Origin of the sequence: Paenibacillus lutrae (genome assembly GCF_009757775.1) — a bacterium.
Lineage (GTDB): Bacteria > Bacillota > Bacilli > Paenibacillales > NBRC-103111 > Paenibacillus_F > Paenibacillus_F lutrae.
In genome coordinates this window covers 34,728-52,538 of sequence record NZ_RHLK01000001.1, presented here as the reverse complement: position 1 = coordinate 52,538, position 17,811 = coordinate 34,728, and the positions used below count along the sequence as shown (strand labels likewise).

The following is a 17,811-nucleotide window of genomic DNA, read 5'->3' as shown; positions in this document are numbered from 1 at the left end:
TCGAATCTTAGTGACCCGGACGCTTCAGTGTTCCCAGACGTTCTCCCATACGCACTTTGCTTCCGACAGCGAGATCAGTACGCGGAGTCAGGATATCGTTCTCCGTGACGAGCACGACTGTGGAGCCGAATTCGAAGTAGGCAAGGTCATCGCCGGCTTTCAGGTTGGAAGGAAGCGCATCAACGTATTGGATGCTGCTTACGTTCATGGCGCCAACCTTCACGACGGCAACTTCTCCGGCGTCATGTTCCATGACGGTGATGAGGCGTTCGTTGCGGCTGAGAACGCGTTTCATATGGCGCAGTCCGAATTCGTTAACGGGATATACTTTGCCGGGTACGTGTTCTTTCTCAAGAACCTCACCTGTAATCGGTGAGTGAATCCGGTGATAGTCGGTCGGGCTCAAGTAAAGCACGAAGAAAAAGCCTCTGTCATAGTTGATGGTGCGCGGTGAACGGTTGAGCAGCTCCTCAATCGTGTAATCCTGCCCCTTCACTTGAAGCATCTGGCCCGAATCCACCGGTCCCATACCGGTGATAACGGCATCGACCGGACTGACCAGCGCGTTTGGATCAGGTTCAATCAATCGCAGTCCCGGTTTCAGACGGCGGGTGAAAAATTCATTAAGGGTAGCGTATTCCGCAACAGCCTTCTCTGCGTCTTCGACCGGAATACCGTAAGTCTTGGCAAACCAGGGGATGAGCGGACGGCTGGCAGCGGATTTGGAAAACGAACCAGTCATCCGGGAGATCCATTTGCGGGATGAGAGTTCCGTTAGAAGTCGAAACAATGGTTTCATGCTAATTCAAGTGCTCCTATCTATGGTTGATCGTTCTCTTCGCTTTATCTTGCCATAGAATGAACGTTTTGACAATTGCGGAAACCGCGGTTTATAAGCCGGATGGAGCCGATAATGCCGGTTTTAGCGGTGTGGCTTCACTATACGCTTAGCACGTACGTATGAGGTGATCTCGCGTGTGCATATATCTTCCAGGTCCCGCCGTTTATGGCCAGCGGGGCTTCCAGTGTTGAGATCAAAACGTAAAGGCTTGAAATGACAAGAATGATTCTCTGTGAACGGAACCCAGGGCAGTTCTACGATGTTGACAATTCGTTCCGGCAGCTGAAATTTTTCAATAAGTTGTCTTATATTTTCATTATGAGCACCTCTCAAAGGGCCAAACAGGATGCCGGTTGTCATCCTTTGTTTACGTAAGAGATCCGGGCAGAGAATGATGTACCTCAAAAAATACTGGTACAAAATGTCAAGATTAGTTTATAATAAAAAAGGAGCATTTGAAAGCGCTTACTTTAATTGAACACAGGATAGGAGGAGGCAGTATATGAAAAAAAGGGCTAAGGCTAAGGAGATTAATTACACCGAGATTGTGCAGTCGAGCCAGTTTAAAAAGCTGTTGAAACAAAAAAGGCAGTTTATTTTGCCGCTCTCTTTGTTTTTCTTTGCGTTTTATTTTACGCTGCCGGTTCTTACCTCGTACACCACCGTGCTTAACACTCCTGCAATCGGCCCTATTTCGTGGGCCTGGGTATTTGCGTTCGCCCAATTTATTATGACCTGGGTGCTGTGCATCCTTTATTCCCGGAGAGCTGCGAAGTTCGATGTCATGGTTCAGGAAATCAAACAGCAGATGAGAGGCTAATCCGCATTCATTTCTACTTTTGGAGGGAAGTCCAGTGAATTTGATGGCATTCTGGTTGTTTCTCGGCATTGTAGCGCTGACCCTGTTAATTACTTATTTTGCAGCCAAAAAAACAAACTCAACGGAAGAATTCTACACCGCAGGCGGCGGTCTGACGGGATGGCAGAACGGAATGGCTATCGCAGGCGACTATATGTCGGCCGCATCCTTCCTGGGCATTGCCGGTACGATTGCCCTCGCCGGTTTTGACGGTTTCTTCTATAGTATCGGTTTCCTTGTGGCGTATCTCGTCGTTCTTTACCTGGTTGCCGAACCGCTGAGAAACCTGGGGAAATATACAGTGGCGGATATGATCGCCGCCCGCTTCAATGAGAAGAAAATCCGCGGCGTGGCCGCTCTGAATACCATTACAATCTCAACGTTTTATATGATTGCCCAGCTCGTCGGAGCGGGAGCCCTGATTAAGCTGCTGCTTGGCCTGGACTTCACCACTTCTGTTCTGATCGTGGGCCTTTTGATGACGGTTTATGTCGTGTTCGGCGGCATGACAGCCACCTCCTGGGTACAAATTGTTAAGGCTGTTCTGCTTATGGGGGGAACTTTCGTCCTGTCGCTGGTCGTTTTCTCGAAATTCAACTTCAGCCTGACAGAAATGTTCGACCAGTTGAAGGCTGCGACACCGCTCAAAGAAAAGTTCCTGGATCCGGGCAATAAATATAAAATTCCGCTGGATACGCTCTCGCTTAATCTTGCGCTTGTGCTGGGCACCGCGGGCCTGCCGCACATTCTGATCCGCTTCTTCACGGTAAAAGACGCGCCGACTGCGCGCAGCTCGGTCGTTTATGCGACGTGGATCATCGGGATTTTCTACGTGCTGACGCTGTTCCTGGGCTTCGGGGCGGCCGCTTTCGTCGGCTATGACAACATTATCGCCGAAGATAAGGGCGGCAATATGGCTGCTCCGCTGCTGGCGCGGGCACTGGGCGGCGATTTCTTCTTCGCGTTCATTGCCGCCGTTGCGTTCGCCACCATTCTGGCCGTTGTCACAGGGCTCGTCCTGTCGGCCGCATCGGCCTTTGCGCATGATTTCTACAGCCACATTCTCCGCAAGGGGCAAGCAAGCGAGTCGGAGCAGATGAAAGTTGCACGCTGGGCATCTGTAGGCGTATCGATTCTATCGATTATTCTGTCTCTTGCCGCATCCAAGCTGAACGTGGCGTTCCTGGTCTCGGTCGCCTTTGCGATCGCAGCCAGCTCCAACTTGCCGGTTATCTTGTTTACGGTGTTCTGGAGGCGTTTCAACACCACAGGCGCCGTTACGGGCATGCTCGTCGGCTTAATCTCGTCGCTGGTTCTCGTAGCGCTCAGCCCGAGCGTCTGGAGCCCGGAAGCGGGCAAGGCGATCTTCGTAGGAAATCCGATCTTCCCGCTGACCAATCCGGGTATTATTTCGATCCCGCTGGGCTTCCTGGGCGCGTATCTGGGTACGATCTTGTCGAAGAACAAGTCATCCGGCGCCAAATTTGACGAGATTGTCGTTAAAGCGAACGTGGGCAATATGAATATGTAACGAAGCATCGGCCTTTCCTTGGAACCCAAAAGAAGCCAGACCCGCATGCGCGGGACTGGCTTCTTTCTTTTGCCCTCATCCATTACTCATCAAACTTGCAATCTTGCAGCGGGATCACCTTGGTCTTCTTGGTGAATTTATAACCCAGCCATACGAACAGGAACAAAGGAATTCCAATGTACGAGGCGATCAGACCCGGCCAGTCTATGCCGTTCTCGGAGATAGCGGAGTAGTTCTGTCCGAGAATAACCACGATACAGATAAACAGAGCGAAAATCGGGCCGAACGGGAACCATTTGGCCCGGTAAGGCAGCTCCTGCAGGCTGCGCCCTTGAAGATTGAAGGCGCGCCGGAAGCGGTAATGGCTGAGCGCGATTCCGAGCCATGCGATGAAGCCGCACATACCGGAAGCGTTGAGCAGCCAGATGTAGACGACCCCGTCGCCGAATAGGGAGGCGAGGAAGGCGAACATGCCGACCGCTGCCGTTGCCAGCAGGGCGAAGACAGGCACGCCGCGGCTGTCGAGCTTGCCCAGGAAGCGCGGGGCTTTGCCTTCGCGTGCGAGGGTGAAGATCATACGTGTAGAAGCGTACATGCCGGAGTTGCCCGCAGACAGAACCGACGTCAGGATGACTGCGTTCATCACGGAAGCGGCAAATGCAAGTCCGGCTTTCTCGAACACGAGTGTGAACGGGCTGACCGCGATGTTCTCGATGTCGCCGCTGATCAGATTCGGATTCGTATACGGAATGAGCAGGCCGATCACGAAAATCGCCAGGATGTAGAACAGCAGGATGCGCCAGAAAATGGTGCGGATGGCTTTGGGCACGTTCTCACGCGGATTTTCACTCTCACCGGCGGCAACCCCGACAATCTCGGTTCCCTGGAAGGAGAAACCGGCTGCCATGAAGACGCCGAGAATGGCCATGAAGCCTCCGTTAACCGGTGCATCGCCCAGTGTAAAGTTGCTGAAACCGACGGCCTCGCCGCCGATGATGCCGAAAATCATGAGAATCCCTACGATAATAAATACGATGACCGTCACGATTTTAATCAGGGCGAACCAATACTCGGATTCTCCGTACCCTTTGACAGTCAAGTAATTGAGCAGGAACATCAGCAGCAGGAATAGCACGCTCCATATAATTGAAGGGCTGTCCGGAAGCCAGAACTTCATGATCAGCGTAGCTGCGGACAGTTCGGCTGCAATAGTAATCGCCCAGTTGAACCAGTAGTTCCACCCGAGTGCGAATCCGAATGCGGGATCGATGAACCGGGAAGCGTACGTGGAGAAGGAACCGGATACGGGCATATAGGCAGACAGCTCGCCAAGACTCGTCATGAGAAAATAAACCATAATGCCGATAGCCGCATAGGCCAGCAGGGCTCCGCCAGGTCCGGCAGAGGCAATGGCTCCGCCGCTTGCCAGGAATAGTCCCGTTCCGATCGAGCCGCCGAGTGAAATCATCGTCAAGTGACGCGCTTTCAGGCCCCGTCTTAATTCTCCCGAAGAGTGGCTGGAGGACGGTTGTTTCATAATGAACACCTCTGTAGTTCAAATTTAATTTGGTGCGCTACTTGACCGGCGGTTAATAAGATGTGATAACAAAAAGCCGCCGAAAGGTTCTCCGGCGGCTGCTGCTTCTATCTCGTCTTCCATGAAGATAGCGCATCACCGCTGCTTGGAAGGGCAGTAGTGACAGTTCCGCTTCTATTCGAATGCGGACCCAATCCGGTATCTGAGAAGATGCCCCGAATTTCGGCGGCTGCTCCTTTCTCCCGGCTTCGCAGACGTCTCTGTTCGTCTCCCCCGGGTTACTGATAGCATCCGCAACCTCTACCTCATCGGAATGGATGAGGATTTCTGCTATAAAATTTGTATAATGACAGGCTACGTCAAGTATAGAGAAAAAGTCGTTTTCAGGCAATAGGAGAAACTGGAAGCGCACTCATTGCGGCTTGTTTTTTTACAAAGGGAAAACATTACGATAATACGGACGAAACACCGGGCCTGTACGATAGAAGCAAGTTAAGAAAGTAGGGTGACTATGAGCAGAAGAAGTATAGGTGATTTTGGTTCGCAGAGAATCATTGCAGCGGTCCGCAGGGCCGAAGACTTAAAAGCTGCCTGTGCAAGCGACCTTCCGGTTGTGTTTCTTTTGGTAGGCGATTTATTTACCGTGCAGGATTACGTCAGGCAGGTACTGGATGCCGGCAAAAAGGTTTTCTTGCATGTTGATTTTATTAACGGGCTCGGCAATGATCCGATTATCGTCAAATATTTGGCGGAGAAGGTTCAGCCGACAGGTATCATTTCAACGAAATCGCACTTGATCAAGCATGCGAAGAAACAGGGCCTGCTTACGATCCAGCGCATGTTTCTCATTGATTCGGCGGCTCTGGATAACGGGATTGCCAACGTTCAGCAGAGTGAACCGGATGCGGTTGAAATCATGCCGGGCCTGCTTCCGCGTGTCATTGCCGAGGTCAGTTCGCGGCTGCAGATCCCGGTTATTGCAGGGGGGCTGATTCATCACCATGAAGAGGTGGAGGCGGCGCTTGCGGCTGGTGCGGCTGCGGTTTCTATGGGCAGCCGGGCTTTATGGGCAAACGAAGGAATTCTAACCGGGGCGGCGGATACACACGCATTTACAAATTCTCCAATCCGCCAACACACCGGGGTAACACTGCACCGGTAGAGTAGATAGGAGCTGGTAACCAACTGAATCGGCAAGGGTTGAGACGAGGAGAAAACCCTTTATGCGTCAGCACCATAGATAGGATCGGCAAGGACTCTGCGGAGGTTCCGGCCGGCCCGTGTTCCGGTGTGCAGCGGATAAAGGGTTTTTAGTTGTGTCCAGCAGCTGGCAAGCAAACAATGGTGTAGGGGGAGAAAGTATAATGAAATCTTTCTTGAACATGAGCATGGCCGTTCTTCTGACAGCAAGTCTTGCGGCCGGATGCGCCAAATCCCAGGCGGAGCCGCAGACCGTCACACCGGGACCGGAGAGCGGCAAAAGCGCATCCGCTGAGAAAACGGAGCTGACCTTCTATTATCCGATTGCGGTCGGCGGTCCGCTTACGAAGACTATTGAAGCGATGGCGGCGGACTTCACGAAGCAGCATCCGGATATTACGGTCAAGCCCGTGTACACGGGCAGCTACGCGGATACGGCCGTGAAGACGCAGGCGGGTGTCCAGGGCAAGAATCCGCCGGATGTCGCCGTGAATCTGTCCACAGAACTCTATAGTCTGCTTGACATGAATGCGGTTCTTCCTCTGGACGAGTTTATCGCCAAGGAAGACAAGAACTGGCTGGCGGATTTCTATCCCGCTTTCCTGGCCAACTCCCAGACAGGCGGCAAAACCTACAGTATCCCATTCCAGCGCAGCACTATCGTTCTTTATTACAACAAAGAGATGTTTAAGGAAGCGGGACTTGATCCGAATAAACCTCCGCAGACGTGGGACGAAATGGCCGAGTATGCGAAGAAGCTCAAGAAGGAAGGCCGCTGGGGACTTGAAATTCCGGTATCCGGCTTCGCTTATTGGATGATGCAGACGTTTGCTCTGCAAAGCGGCAAGAACCTGATGAGCGAGGACGGGAAGAAGGTGTTCTTCGATACGCCGGACAATACGGCTGGTCTGCAGTTCTGGAAGGATCTGGCGAGCAGGGACAAGGTGATGCCGGAGGGCGTGACGGAATGGGCTACGGTACCTTCTGACTTTATAGCCGGCAAAACCGCCATGATGTATCATACGACGGGCAATCTGACCAACGTGAAGAACAACGCGAAGTTTGATTTCGGAGTCGCTTTCCTGCCCCGGAAGAAGTCGTACGGAAGCCCCACAGGGGGCGGCAACTTTTATATTTTCAAAGATATCGACAAGAAAAAGCAGGAGGCTGCCTGGAAATTCATTAAGTTCATGACCGAGCCGGAGCGTGCAGCCAAGTGGAGCATGGAAACAGGCTATGTGGCGGTCCGTAAATCAGCGTATGAAACGGAAGCGATGAAAAAGTACGCCGCCGAATTCCCGCCCGCGCTCGTAGCAAGGGATCAGCTGCAGTATGCGGCAGCCGAATTGTCCACGCACAATAACGGCAAAGTGTCCAAGGCTTTGAGCGACCAGCTGCAGGCTGTGCTGACAGGAACGGCTGAACCGGCGGCCGCACTCAAGAAAGCGCAGGAAGAAGCGGCAAAAGCGCTCGCTCCTTTTAACAAGTGAGCAAAACCGGCGGCTGTAACGGTACGAGAATATACAGGGGACGGCAGGTCTCTTGGACTCTGCCGGTTCCTTTGCTGTTGTCCGAAGCGGCTATAAGGAGGTAGACAGACTTGACCGGTAAAATCTCGGTTTGGAAAGACAACGGCTTCGCATGGCTTCTGCTGCTGCCGTCTCTGATCTTCCTGTTTCTATTCACGTTCTATCCGATGGTAAAGACGCTGTATCTTAGCTTTCATCAGGCAGACCTGGCTACACCGGACCCGCTTTATACCGGGCTGGACAATTACATGAATCTGGCGGAGGATGCGGTTTTCCGGAAGGTGCTTCTGAATAATGTGTGGTTTGCGCTCGGAACGGTGCCGTCGGCAATCGGGATGGCGCTTCTGATGGCTCTTTTTGCCAATAAAGCGCTGAAAGCAAAGGGATGGATCCGCACCGCGTTCTTCTATCCGAATATGATTCCGATGATTGCGGCGGCGAGCGTATGGCTGTTTATTTACACGCCGCAATACGGTCTGCTCAGCAGGCTGGCGGGATGGCTTGGTCAGGGGACGGATGTGCATCTGCTCGGAAGCCAGGACACGGTTATGTGGGCGATGATCGTGATGATCGTCTGGAAAGAAGCCGGTTACCTGATGATTTTTTATCTGGCGGGTCTTCAGAACATTCCGAAGGATTTATTCGAGTCCGCTGCCATAGATGGCGTAGGGCGATGGACGGTTTTTCGTAAAATTACGTTTCCTCTGCTGATGCCGACGACACTGTTTGTCATGATTGTCGCGCTGACGAACTCTTTTAAACTGGTGGATCACCTGTTTATTATGACGAAGGGCGGACCGGATAACGCGAGCAGCTTGCTGCTGTACTACATTTACGAGTCGGCGTTCAGCTTCTGGGACCAGGGGGCTGCTTCGGCCATGACGATGGTTATGATCGCTCTGCTGATGGCGTTGGCGGCTCTCCAATACTTCGGGCTCGACAAGCATATTCATTACCGGTAGCGGCACGTACCCAAAGGAGGAGCTTATGTCATACACAACTGCCGGAGCCGCTGCTCCGAAATCCAAGCGAACCGGCCGCAGGCATGCGGACATCCGCAGGACCCGGATCCGGTTCAGGGGGCTATGGGCGTTGGACTTCTGGCTGAACGCGCTGATGTACCTGATTGCGGTAATCTGGGCGGTGCCTCTGATGTGGCTGGTCTGGACCGCCTTCAGACCGAAGGATTCCGTTACAGATCCGTTCGGGTCCATGGATTTTACGCTGGAGCACTTCAGGAATGTTTGGGATGCGGCTCCTTTTGGTTTGTATTACGCCAACACGATGGTCATCGCTCTGGGCATCCTCGCTGTCCAGCTTCTGACCGTAACGATGGCGGCGTTCGCCTTTGCGCGCGTTTCTTTCAAGGGCAAGGATCTGGTGTTTCTGTTATTTCTCGTACAAATTATGATCCCGGCCGATGTACTGGTCTTTCCTAATTATAACGTTCTCAAAGAGCTTAACTTGCTCGATACCAAGCTGGGAATTATGCTGCCGTATTTCGCGTCGGCTTTCGGTATTTTCCTGCTGCGGCAAATGTTCAAAACCATTCCTCCGGAGCTGGATGAGGCGGCTGTTATGGAAGGCTGCTCGAAGTGGCAGATTCTGTGGCGCATCTATGTGCCCCTGGCAAAACCTTCTTATGTCGCTTTTGCGCTGGTCTCGCTGAGCTATCATTGGAGCAATTTCCTGTGGCCGCTCATTGTGACGAATTCGGTCGAGAACCGTCCGCTGACGGTGGGTCTGGCGATTTTTGCCCAGTCATTCGAGACAGGAGCCCAGTGGGCCGAAGTCAGCGCCGCTACTTTGATCGTTATCGCGCCTTTGCTGGCGGGATTCGCACTGTTCCAGCGCCAGTTCATGAACAGTTTTATGCAGTCCGGCATGAAGTAACGAATGAAGCCCGTTCCGATCCTCCTTTCATGCTAGAATAAAAGCATCAGGAATGAGGGGAAGCTGTGGAGCTGGTGACTTTTACGTATGAAGCTGACGAAACCTACAAGATTTACGAAGCACATGGCAATCGGGATGCTCCGCTTTTGGTTTTTCTGCACGGTGGTGGTGCGGGGAGCTGGATGTGGGAGAAGCAGGTCCGTTATTTTACGCAGTACCGCTGCCTGGTTCCTACGTTGCAAGGCCACGGAGCGCGTTCCGGGGGCACTTTCTCCATACGCGGGTGTGCGGAAGAATTGATTGGCCTCATACGCCTGGAAGCGGGCGGCAAGGCCGTTCATCTAGTCGGATTCTCACTGGGCGCCCAGATTGCTCTTGAGATATTGGGACTCGCTCCAACCTTGATTAATTACGCCGTAATCGACAGTGCTTTGGTCATTCCGATGCCGGTAATGCGCCGTCTGATCGCACCTTCTATTCGATTAACGCACGGATTGACTCGTAACCGGGCGTTCTCCAAGCTACAGGCCGAGCAGTTGTCTATAGGCAAGGAATATTGGGAATCTTATTACGCGGACAGTAAGAGATTGAGTGCGGACGCGCTGATCACCATACTACAGGAGAATATGTCCTACGAGATTCCCCGTAATTTCAGCAGCAGCGAGGCCAGAATCCTAGTGACGGCAGGGGAAAAAGAAAAGCGGATCATGAAGCAATCGGCTCTTACAATTACCGCCAGCCATCCGGGCGCCCAATGTCTGATTGTTCCCGGAATCGGACACGGGTTTTCCTTGGCGGCCCCTGATCTATTTAATAAAACCGTAGAATCCTGGTTCGTTACAGGGGAGATACCGTCCTTTCTATTTGAATGAAGCTGCTCTGCAAGAAGTATTTTCCGAAGATGTGGTCAACAGGATCAGGATGAAGACTTGCGTACAAATCGTACGGTGTCTTCTTTTTTTTGCGGCCAAAGAGGAACCACACAAGCTTAAGCGTTCATTATTGTCCATTTACCCATACGGGGCGTGTCATGCCGACATATCTTATGTGTAGGGAGATTTGCGGAAGGCAGAATCGGAGGAGGGCGCTTAAGTGACCTACAGGATCGATATCGATATATCGGCGTTCAAGCTTACGCTCTATGAGGATGGAAAAGCGGTCAACAGTTATCCGGTGGGGGTCGGTAAACTTGTTACGCAGACACCGGTCGGGACGTACACGATTATAAACAAACAGCCCAATCCGGGAGGGCCTTTCGGAGCTTTCTGGATGGGCCTTTCCAAGAGGCATTACGGCATTCACGGGACGAATGATCCCTCTTCAATCGGTAAAAGATCATCGCACGGATGCATCCGGATGAAGAATCCCGATGTGCTTGCATTGGCGAAAGTAGTGCCGGTTGGTACGGTCGTAAACATTCATCCGTAGGAGGGAAGGAAGGTGTGTAATGAACGGGACATCGATCGCCATTGTGTCGCCGGGTTCGTTTGCACTTCCTTCGGGAACGAGCAGCTCGGTTGAACATGTTGTGGAACGGCTCGCAGACCGGCTTAGTGCAGCTGCCCGGGTCACCGTCCTGGGCAGGAGAACGAGGCTTAGGCCCGCCCGTGAACAAATAGGCGGGGTCGATTACATGCGGCCGAGCTTCAAGGGGGGGCAGCCCTACATCGCTGCCGTCTGCCGCAAGCTGATGAAGCTGAAGCCGGACGTCATTCAGGTCGAGAATCGTCCCCGTTTTGTCCGGTACTTGCGTAAACGGATGAAGCGGGCCAAGATCTGCCTGGGTCTGCATTCGATCACGTTTATTTCGAAGCCGCACATCGGGCGCAGGGAAGTCGGGGAATGTCTGCGGTGCGCCGATCTCATCTTCGTAAACAGCGAATTTTTGCGGCAGCAGGTTATCGCGCGTGTGCCCTCCGTTGCGGACCGGGTGGTGGTCAACCCTCTGGGTGCAGACCCGGCCAGCTTCGTTCCCCGCTGGAGCCAGGAGGAAGCCCGGCAGGAGATGCTGGCTTCCCTGGGACTTGCCGGGCACAAAATCATCGTGTTCGCCGGGAGGCTGCTGCCGATGAAAGGCGTCGAGCCGCTGCTGCGGTCGATGCCTGCCGTGTTCGCCGCCCACCCGGATGCGGTGCTGCTCGTGATTGGCGGCGCAGGGTACGGCAGCTCCAGGCAAACGGCCTATGTGAGGCGGCTGAAGCGGCTTGCAGCGGGGTATCCGGGCCGGATCCGCTTCATCCCCTATGTATCCCACGATCAGATTCCAGCCTGGTTCCGGCTGGCAGATGTCGTGGCGGTTCCTTCGCTGGGCAGCGAGGCTTTCGGCCTCGTAAACGTAGAGGCGATGTCCTGCGGCGTGCCTGTGGTAGCTACGGAGGTAGGGGGGATTCCCGAGATTGTCATGCACGAAGCGACGGGACTTCTCGTACCGGCTCATGCAGTGGAAGCGGGTCTTGCGGAATCGATCAGCCGCATATTAGCGGATGAAGAACTTAGACGCAGGATGGGGGAGCAGGCTTTTGTGCGCGCCTCGGAGCTGTATACGTGGGAGCGGATGGCGGAGCGGCAGCGTATTCTGTATGAGCTTTTGAATTAAACGTACCGGAAAGTCAATTATTTGAAGGAGTGCGTTCTTTAGGATAGGAAAAGGGCCGCACATGTGAGCTGACCTCCAATTGTTAGGTGATGTCTAACGAGTGGGGTGCAGTTCAACATGCGTGCGGTTCTTTTTTTATGTGCGTAACCGACCTCTTGGATGGTCCGGAAAAATAGATTTGCAGGAGTTTAACAAATGTCATGACCGGCTGCGGGTGAAGGGGAAAGAGAGAAATCTGCGGTATTTTTCAATAACAGGCGTAAACACCAGAGCAGATGCCTGCATATGATGCAGAAGTGAGATGATCCGGAAAGGAAGATGTAGATGAAGAAGCAGAAAAATGCGGCGGGGAGCGGCAAGCGTTCCGCTTCAGGTAAATATAACGCCAGCATGAATGAACTCAATTGGTTGGATGAGGAATCCAAACGGAGCAAGAAGCGCGGTGATGCCGTGATATCCAAAACGGAAATAGAGACTAAGAAGGGCGGCCCTGCCGCTGAAAATAACTCGAAGCAGCCTGTAAAGTTTAAGCCTGCCGGTCTGCAGCGAGGGAAATCGGAAGGGTTGTTAACCAATAAGAGCCTTACCGGCAATCCGGTTCTGTCCGAGATTCCGGAAGATCATCCCGATCTGGAATTCGCGGAAGAGGAACTGTTGGATTTTCTGGTTGAGGATGAAGAGGAGATGGGAGAGTCCTTGCAAGATAAGGGAGACCGTTCCGTGAAAGCGGCAGCGGCAGCGGATCATATAAAGGATAAAATCTCTGTCCCAACACCAGAAATACGAGAAGCAGCAGAGCGTAAAGAGATCCAGGCAGCAGCCCCTGTGGAACCGGTGGTGTCCGAATTAGAACCTGATAAGACGGAAAGCCCGAAAGCTTACAGCGCGAAGACGGGAAGCAGAAAAGCGGTCCTTTCTAAGAAAGAGGCCGCTGCGCAGGAAAGCGGCGGGACTGCGGCCAAAGAAAGTAAAACCAGCGACAGAAACCCGGACAAAAATCCGGACCGGAGTTCAGATAAAAATCCGGATTCCCGTTCTCCCAAAAGCGGTTCGCCGCTGATTCTCCTGAACGAGCGTAAAGATGAAAAAAACGGCCAGGCGGTCGTTTATACCGATGATATAGTCGAAGCGGCTATCACAGGGGAGAAAATCGCAAGCCGTGCGATAGATGAGTCGAAGCTGAAACCTTACAGCATCGGGACGCGTTCCCTCCAGGATTTTTCCGTTGACCGTTCCAAATTGGCGGACGGCAGTGTAACGAGTGAGAAACTGGCTACGGGAGCCGTTCTCCGGGAACATCTGGGCTACGGCATCGTTAACGGGGATCATATCCAGATCCGCTCGATTACAGCGGATAAAATCGCAGATAAGAGCATTACGGTGGAGAAATTGGCCGACCAGACTTTTGACGCGGCAAAATTTGCTCCGCAATCGATCCAAACCCATCATTTGGCGGAAGCCAGCATCACTCCGGAGCGTTTGGAAGATCAGGCGGTAACCTCGGAGAAAATCAAAAGCGGCGCGATTCTTTCCCGTCATCTGGGCAATTACGTCATTAACTCGGCCAAACTTGCCAACGATACGATTACAACAGATAAAATCCGTAATGAGGCTGTCACCGAAATCAAAATCGCACCGGGAAGTATCGCAACCGGACATATTCAGCTGGGCGCCATTCTAGGCAATAAAATTGCACCCGGCGCGATATCCGGGGGTCATATTCAGGAAAATTCGATAACCGAGCAGCATGTCGGCGTGGAAGCTATTGGAGAAGATCATTTAAAACCGGGTGCCGTTACGGGTGAAAAGCTTGCGGACGAAGCAGTCGGCTCCGCTCAGATTGCAGGTGAAGCGGTCGGACCGCAGGAGTTGGCCCGAGGCGCCGTCGAACCGCGCCATCTAACGGAGGGTGCGGTCCATGCGGCGCATATCGCAGACGGGGAAATTGCCTCCAGGCATATCGGTGCGGCCGAGATTACGACGGAACTGATTAAAGACGGAGTCGTCACTGCGTCTAAGCTGTCTTCTAATGCAGTCGATAGCCGGCATATCGGAGAGAATGCGGTGCTGACCATGCATTTGGCTAATCAAGCCGTTACTACATCGAAGCTGGCGACGGAATCGGTATCGACCGACAAGTTGACGGATTATGCCGTGAGCACTTCCAAGCTGAACGACAATAGTGTGACGAATCGTAAAATCGCACGCGGCTCCATCGAAAGCGAGCACATTCAACCTTTTGGAATCCAGTCCGTACATCTGGCTAACGGTTCGGTAACGGCTGCGAAAATATCCGAACAGGCGGTCAATGGAGGGCATCTCGCTGAAAATTCAATCGGCAGCCATCACTTATCGACTGGCATTGTGGAAGGGTACCATCTTGCAGAGGAAACGATCGAGGCGTTTCATCTGGCAGACGGTGCCGTGACGGAAGCGGCGCTGGCGGAGGGCTCCGTGACCAGCGATGCGCTGGCGGAAGGCTCGGTAACGAGCGAAGCACTCGCGGAAGGTTCGGTAACGAGCGAGGCACTGGCGGAAGGTTCGGTGACGAGCGAAGCGCTGGCGGAAGGTTCGGTGACCAGCGATGCGCTGGCCGAGGGATCGGTAACGAGCGAAGCGTTAGCGGAAGGTTCGGTGACCAGCGAAGCGTTGGCGGAAGGCTCGGTAACGAGTGAAGCGTTGGCGGAAGGCTCGGTGACCAGCGAGGCACTGGCGGAAGGTTCGGTGACGAGTGAAGCATTAGCGGAAGGCTCGGTGACGAGCGAAGCACTGGCGGAAGGTTCGGTAACGAGCGAAGCGCTGGCTGAAGGTTCGGTGACCAGCGAGGCACTGGCCGAGGGATCGGTAACGAGCGAGGCACTGGCGGAAGGTTCGGTAACGAGCGAAGCATTGGCGGAAGGTTCGGTGACTAGCGAAGCGTTGGCGGAAGGTTCGGTGACCAGCGAAGCGTTGGCGGAAGGTTCGGTAACGAGCGAAGCGTTGGCGGAAGGTTCGGTAACGAGCGAAGCGCTGGCGGAAGGTTCGGTGACCAGCGAAGCGCTGGCGGAAGGCTCGGTGACCAGCGAAGCGCTGGCGGAAGGCTCGGTGACCAGCGAAGCACTGGCCGAGGGATCGGTGACCAGCGAAGCACTGGCCGAGGGATCGGTGACCAGTGAAGCGCTGGCCGAGGGATCGGTGACCAGTGAAGCGCTGGCCGAGGGATCGGTGACCAGTGAAGCATTAGCGGAAGGCTCGGTGACCAGCGAAGCGCTGGCCGAAGGCTCGGTGACCAGCGAGGCGTTGGCTGAGGGATCGGTGACAAGAGCCGCGCTGGCGGAAGGTTCGGTAACGAGAGCTGCATTGGCGGAGAACTCCGTGACAAGAGCCGCGCTGGCTGAAGGCTCCGTAACGAGAGCCGCATTGGCAGAGGGATCGGTGACGAGCGAAGCACTGGCTGAGGGATCGGTAACGAGAGCGGTGCTGGCGGAAGGCTCCGTGACCAGTGAAGTGCTTGCCGAAGGCTCGGTGACGAGCGAAGCGTTGGCTGAAGGATCGGTGACGAGTGAAGCGCTGGCCGAAGGCTCTGTGACGAGCGAAGCGTTGGCGGAAGGCTCGGTAACAAGCGCAGCGCTGGCAGAGGGTTCGGTAACGAATGCCGCCTTGGCTGAGGGCTCGGTAACCCGAACAGCGCTGGCTGAGGGCTCTGTGACGAGAGCCGCACTAGCGGAAGGATCGGTAACGAGAGCTGCGCTGGCTGAAGGCTCCGTGACGAAATCGGCGCTGGCCGAAGGATCGGTGACGAGCGAAGCGTTAGCAGAGGGCACTGTGACCAAGGCAGCTTTGGCCGAGGGCTCGGTGACCAGTGAAGCGCTGGCGGAAGGCTCCGTAACGAGTGAAGCGCTGGCCGAAGGGGCCGTGAGGAAAGCCGCGCTGGCTGAGGGTTCAGTGACAAGCGCCGCCCTGGCGGAAGGCTCGATAACGAGAGCGGCACTGGCTGAGGGCTCCGTGACGAGAGCTGCGCTCGCGGAAGGATCGGTAACAAGCGAAGTGCTGGCAGAAGGTTCGGTAACGAAAGCGGCGCTGGCCGAAGGTTCGGTGACGAGAGCCGCGCTGGCGGATGGTTCGGTAACGAAAACCGCGTTGGCGGATGGAGCGGTAGTGAGAGCCGCGCTGGCAGATGGCTCTGTGACGAGAACCGCGCTGGCTAAAGGTTCGGTGACCAGCGAAGCGCTGGTTGCAGGCTCGGTGACGAGCGAAACGCTGGCCGAAGGCTCGGTAACGAGTGAAGCGTTGGCGGCAGGCTCGGTAACGAGTGAAGCGTTGGCGGCAGGTTCGGTAACGAGCGAAGCGCTGGCGGCAGGCTCGGTGACGAGCGAAGCGCTGGCGGCAGGCTCGGTGACGAGCGAAGCGCTCGCGGCAGGCGCGGTGACGAGCGAAGCGCTGACGGCAGGCTCTGTGACGAGCGAAGCGCTGGCGGCAGGCTCGGTGACGAGCGAAGCGCTGGCGGCAGGCTCGGTAACGAGCGAAGCGCTGGCCGAAGGCTCGGTAACGAGCGAAGCGCTGGCCGAAGGCTCGGTAACGAGCGAAGCGCTGGCCGAAGGCTCGGTAACGAGCGAAGCGCTGGCGGCAGGCTCGGTGACGAGCGAAGCGCTGGCGGCAGGCTCTGTAACGAGCGAAGCGCTGGCGGCAGGCTCGGTAACGAGCGAAGCGCTGGCGGCAGGCTCGGTGACGAGCGAAGCGCTGGCGGCAGGCTCGGTAACGAGCGAAGCGTTGGCCGAAGGCTCCGTGACGAGCGAAGCGCTGGCCGAAGGCTCTGTGACGAGCGAAGCGCTGGCCGAAGGCTCGGTAACGAGCGAAGCATTAGCGGAAGGCTCGGTAACGAGCGAAGCGCTGGCCGAAGGCTCGGTGACGAGCGAAGCGTTGGCGGCCGGCTCTGTGACGAGCGAAGCGCTGGCCGAAGGCTCGGTAACGAGCGAAGCGCTGGCCGAAGGCTCGGTAACGAGCGAAGCGTTGGCCGAAGGCTCGGTGACGAGCGAAGCGCTGGCGGAAGGCTCCGTGACGAGCGAAGCGTTGGCGGCAGACGTTATCACAGGATGGCACATTACCTCCGGGAGCATCGGTGAAGAGCACCTGCGCATCGGCTCTGTCGCGAGTCAGCACCTGCAGGCAGGTTCGGTTCTGCCGATTCTGATCGCTGACGGAGCGATAACGGAGCAGAAGCTCGCCCAAGGGGTGATCACCTCCGCCAAGCTGGCGGATGCCTCTGTAACAGGCGACAAAATCGCACCGGGTTCTATCGGAGCCGAGCATTTGCAGCCTGGTCTTATCGAGCACGGACAGCTGGAGGACGGGAGTGTAACGTATGCCAAAATCGCAACAGGCGCGGTCCAGCAGATTCACTTGTCAGAAGGTTCCGTTACCGAAGCCAAGCTGGCCCCGGAAGCCGTCCGGTCGGAGCATCTGGCCCCTGCTTCCATAGAACCGAGTAAGCTCTCTTTCAGAGCGCTGCAGGTTTCCTCCAAGCAAGAGACCATTCAGCAGTTCGGGTTAGCCTCCTTCCGTTTCCAGGAACGGGATGAAGTACTGGAGATCGGCATTGCTTTTGAGGAAGCATACGCGAATGAAGATTATGTTCTCGTCGCAACCAGCAGCCACGTGGCGTGCTACGCCGTATGCAAGCTCAAGTCGCCCAAATCGGCTGTAATCTCGATCATCCGTACGCAGCCGCAAGTTGAATTCGATGCGGTCTTGAACTGGATTGCCGTAGGTCCCAAAACCTAAACGGACTCTATAACAGAGGATGATACGTCTGTAACAATGGCGTATATCCTCTTTTTTTTGTCTAT

Annotated in this window: 12 protein-coding genes and 1 riboswitch; of the genes, 10 read left to right on the top strand and 2 right to left on the bottom strand. The window is 54.9% G+C overall.

All coding sequences use genetic code 11. The annotated features are described in order from the left end of the window. Positions 1-7: 7 nt before the first annotated feature. Entirely contained in the window at positions 8-799 is a 792-nt protein-coding gene (gene asd / locus EDM21_RS00250; RefSeq protein ID WP_157331799.1) for an archaetidylserine decarboxylase, read from the bottom strand. 544 nt (positions 800-1,343) lie between these two features. Between asd and EDM21_RS00245 the strand changes: the two genes are divergently transcribed. Further along, positions 1,344-1,661, top strand: a complete 318-nt coding sequence (locus EDM21_RS00245) for a DUF485 domain-containing protein (RefSeq protein WP_157331797.1) — start codon at positions 1,344-1,346, stop codon at positions 1,659-1,661. Positions 1,662-1,695: 34 nt separating this feature from the next. Next, positions 1,696-3,231, top strand: coding sequence for a sodium:solute symporter family transporter (locus EDM21_RS00240; RefSeq protein ID WP_166541750.1), 1,536 nt, complete (start codon positions 1,696-1,698; stop codon positions 3,229-3,231). Positions 3,232-3,313: 82 nt separating this feature from the next. On the opposite strand, the gene EDM21_RS00235 is transcribed toward EDM21_RS00240, so the two are convergent. Continuing rightward, positions 3,314-4,768: an amino acid permease gene (locus tag EDM21_RS00235; RefSeq protein WP_068773981.1), complete on the bottom strand. Its 1,455-nt coding sequence runs from the start codon at positions 4,766-4,768 to the stop codon at positions 3,314-3,316. A gap of 120 nt (positions 4,769-4,888) precedes the next feature. Continuing rightward, a riboswitch (Lysine riboswitch) is annotated at positions 4,889-5,079 on the bottom strand. 200 nt (positions 5,080-5,279) lie between these two features. Between EDM21_RS00235 and EDM21_RS00230 the strand changes: the two genes are divergently transcribed. The 8 genes from EDM21_RS00230 to EDM21_RS00195 all read left to right on the top strand — a co-directional run bounded on the left by EDM21_RS00230 (position 5,280) and on the right by EDM21_RS00195 (position 17,746). Beyond that, a complete protein-coding gene (locus EDM21_RS00230; protein ID WP_157331795.1) occupies positions 5,280-5,930 on the top strand; it encodes a glycerol-3-phosphate responsive antiterminator in 651 nt (216 codons plus the stop codon). A 202-nt stretch (positions 5,931-6,132) separates the two neighbouring features. Further along, positions 6,133-7,458, top strand: coding sequence for an ABC transporter substrate-binding protein (locus EDM21_RS00225; RefSeq protein WP_157331793.1), 1,326 nt, complete (start codon positions 6,133-6,135; stop codon positions 7,456-7,458). Between the two features lie 110 nt (positions 7,459-7,568). Then, positions 7,569-8,459: a carbohydrate ABC transporter permease gene (locus EDM21_RS00220; RefSeq protein WP_157331791.1), complete on the top strand. Its 891-nt coding sequence runs from the start codon at positions 7,569-7,571 to the stop codon at positions 8,457-8,459. 154 nt (positions 8,460-8,613) lie between these two features. Further along, on the top strand, positions 8,614-9,390 hold the full coding sequence (locus EDM21_RS00215; RefSeq protein WP_235917990.1) for a carbohydrate ABC transporter permease: 777 nt from the start codon (positions 8,614-8,616) through the stop codon (positions 9,388-9,390). Between the two features lie 65 nt (positions 9,391-9,455). Beyond that, positions 9,456-10,262: an alpha/beta fold hydrolase gene (locus EDM21_RS00210; RefSeq protein ID WP_157331787.1), complete on the top strand. Its 807-nt coding sequence runs from the start codon at positions 9,456-9,458 to the stop codon at positions 10,260-10,262. Positions 10,263-10,482: 220 nt separating this feature from the next. Then, the gene (locus EDM21_RS00205; protein ID WP_166541749.1) at positions 10,483-10,818 is read left to right on the top strand and encodes a L,D-transpeptidase family protein; all 336 of its coding nucleotides are present in this window, start codon (positions 10,483-10,485) and stop codon (positions 10,816-10,818) included. Between the two features lie 19 nt (positions 10,819-10,837). Next, on the top strand, positions 10,838-11,986 hold the full coding sequence (locus EDM21_RS00200) for a glycosyltransferase family 4 protein (protein ID WP_157331785.1): 1,149 nt from the start codon (positions 10,838-10,840) through the stop codon (positions 11,984-11,986). A gap of 324 nt (positions 11,987-12,310) precedes the next feature. After that, a complete protein-coding gene (locus EDM21_RS00195) occupies positions 12,311-17,746 on the top strand; it encodes a WIAG-tail domain (protein WP_157331783.1) in 5,436 nt (1,811 codons plus the stop codon). Positions 17,747-17,811: the final 65 nt, after the last annotated feature.

Excerpts from the sequence above, each read along its gene's own strand:
- asd (WP_157331799.1), bottom strand. The coding sequence starts at position 799 with ATGAAACCATTGTTTCGACTTCTAACGGAACTCTCATCCCGCAAATGG.
- EDM21_RS00245 (WP_157331797.1), top strand. The coding sequence starts at position 1,344 with ATGAAAAAAAGGGCTAAGGCTAAGGAGATTAATTACACCGAGATTGTG.
- EDM21_RS00235 (WP_068773981.1), bottom strand. The coding sequence starts at position 4,768 with ATGAAACAACCGTCCTCCAGCCACTCTTCGGGAGAATTAAGACGGGGC.
- EDM21_RS00230 (WP_157331795.1), top strand. The coding sequence starts at position 5,280 with ATGAGCAGAAGAAGTATAGGTGATTTTGGTTCGCAGAGAATCATTGCA.
- EDM21_RS00225 (WP_157331793.1), top strand. The coding sequence starts at position 6,133 with ATGAAATCTTTCTTGAACATGAGCATGGCCGTTCTTCTGACAGCAAGT.
- EDM21_RS00215 (WP_235917990.1), top strand. The coding sequence starts at position 8,614 with ATGTACCTGATTGCGGTAATCTGGGCGGTGCCTCTGATGTGGCTGGTC.
- EDM21_RS00200 (WP_157331785.1), top strand. The coding sequence starts at position 10,838 with ATGAACGGGACATCGATCGCCATTGTGTCGCCGGGTTCGTTTGCACTT.
- EDM21_RS00195 (WP_157331783.1), top strand. The coding sequence starts at position 12,311 with ATGAAGAAGCAGAAAAATGCGGCGGGGAGCGGCAAGCGTTCCGCTTCA.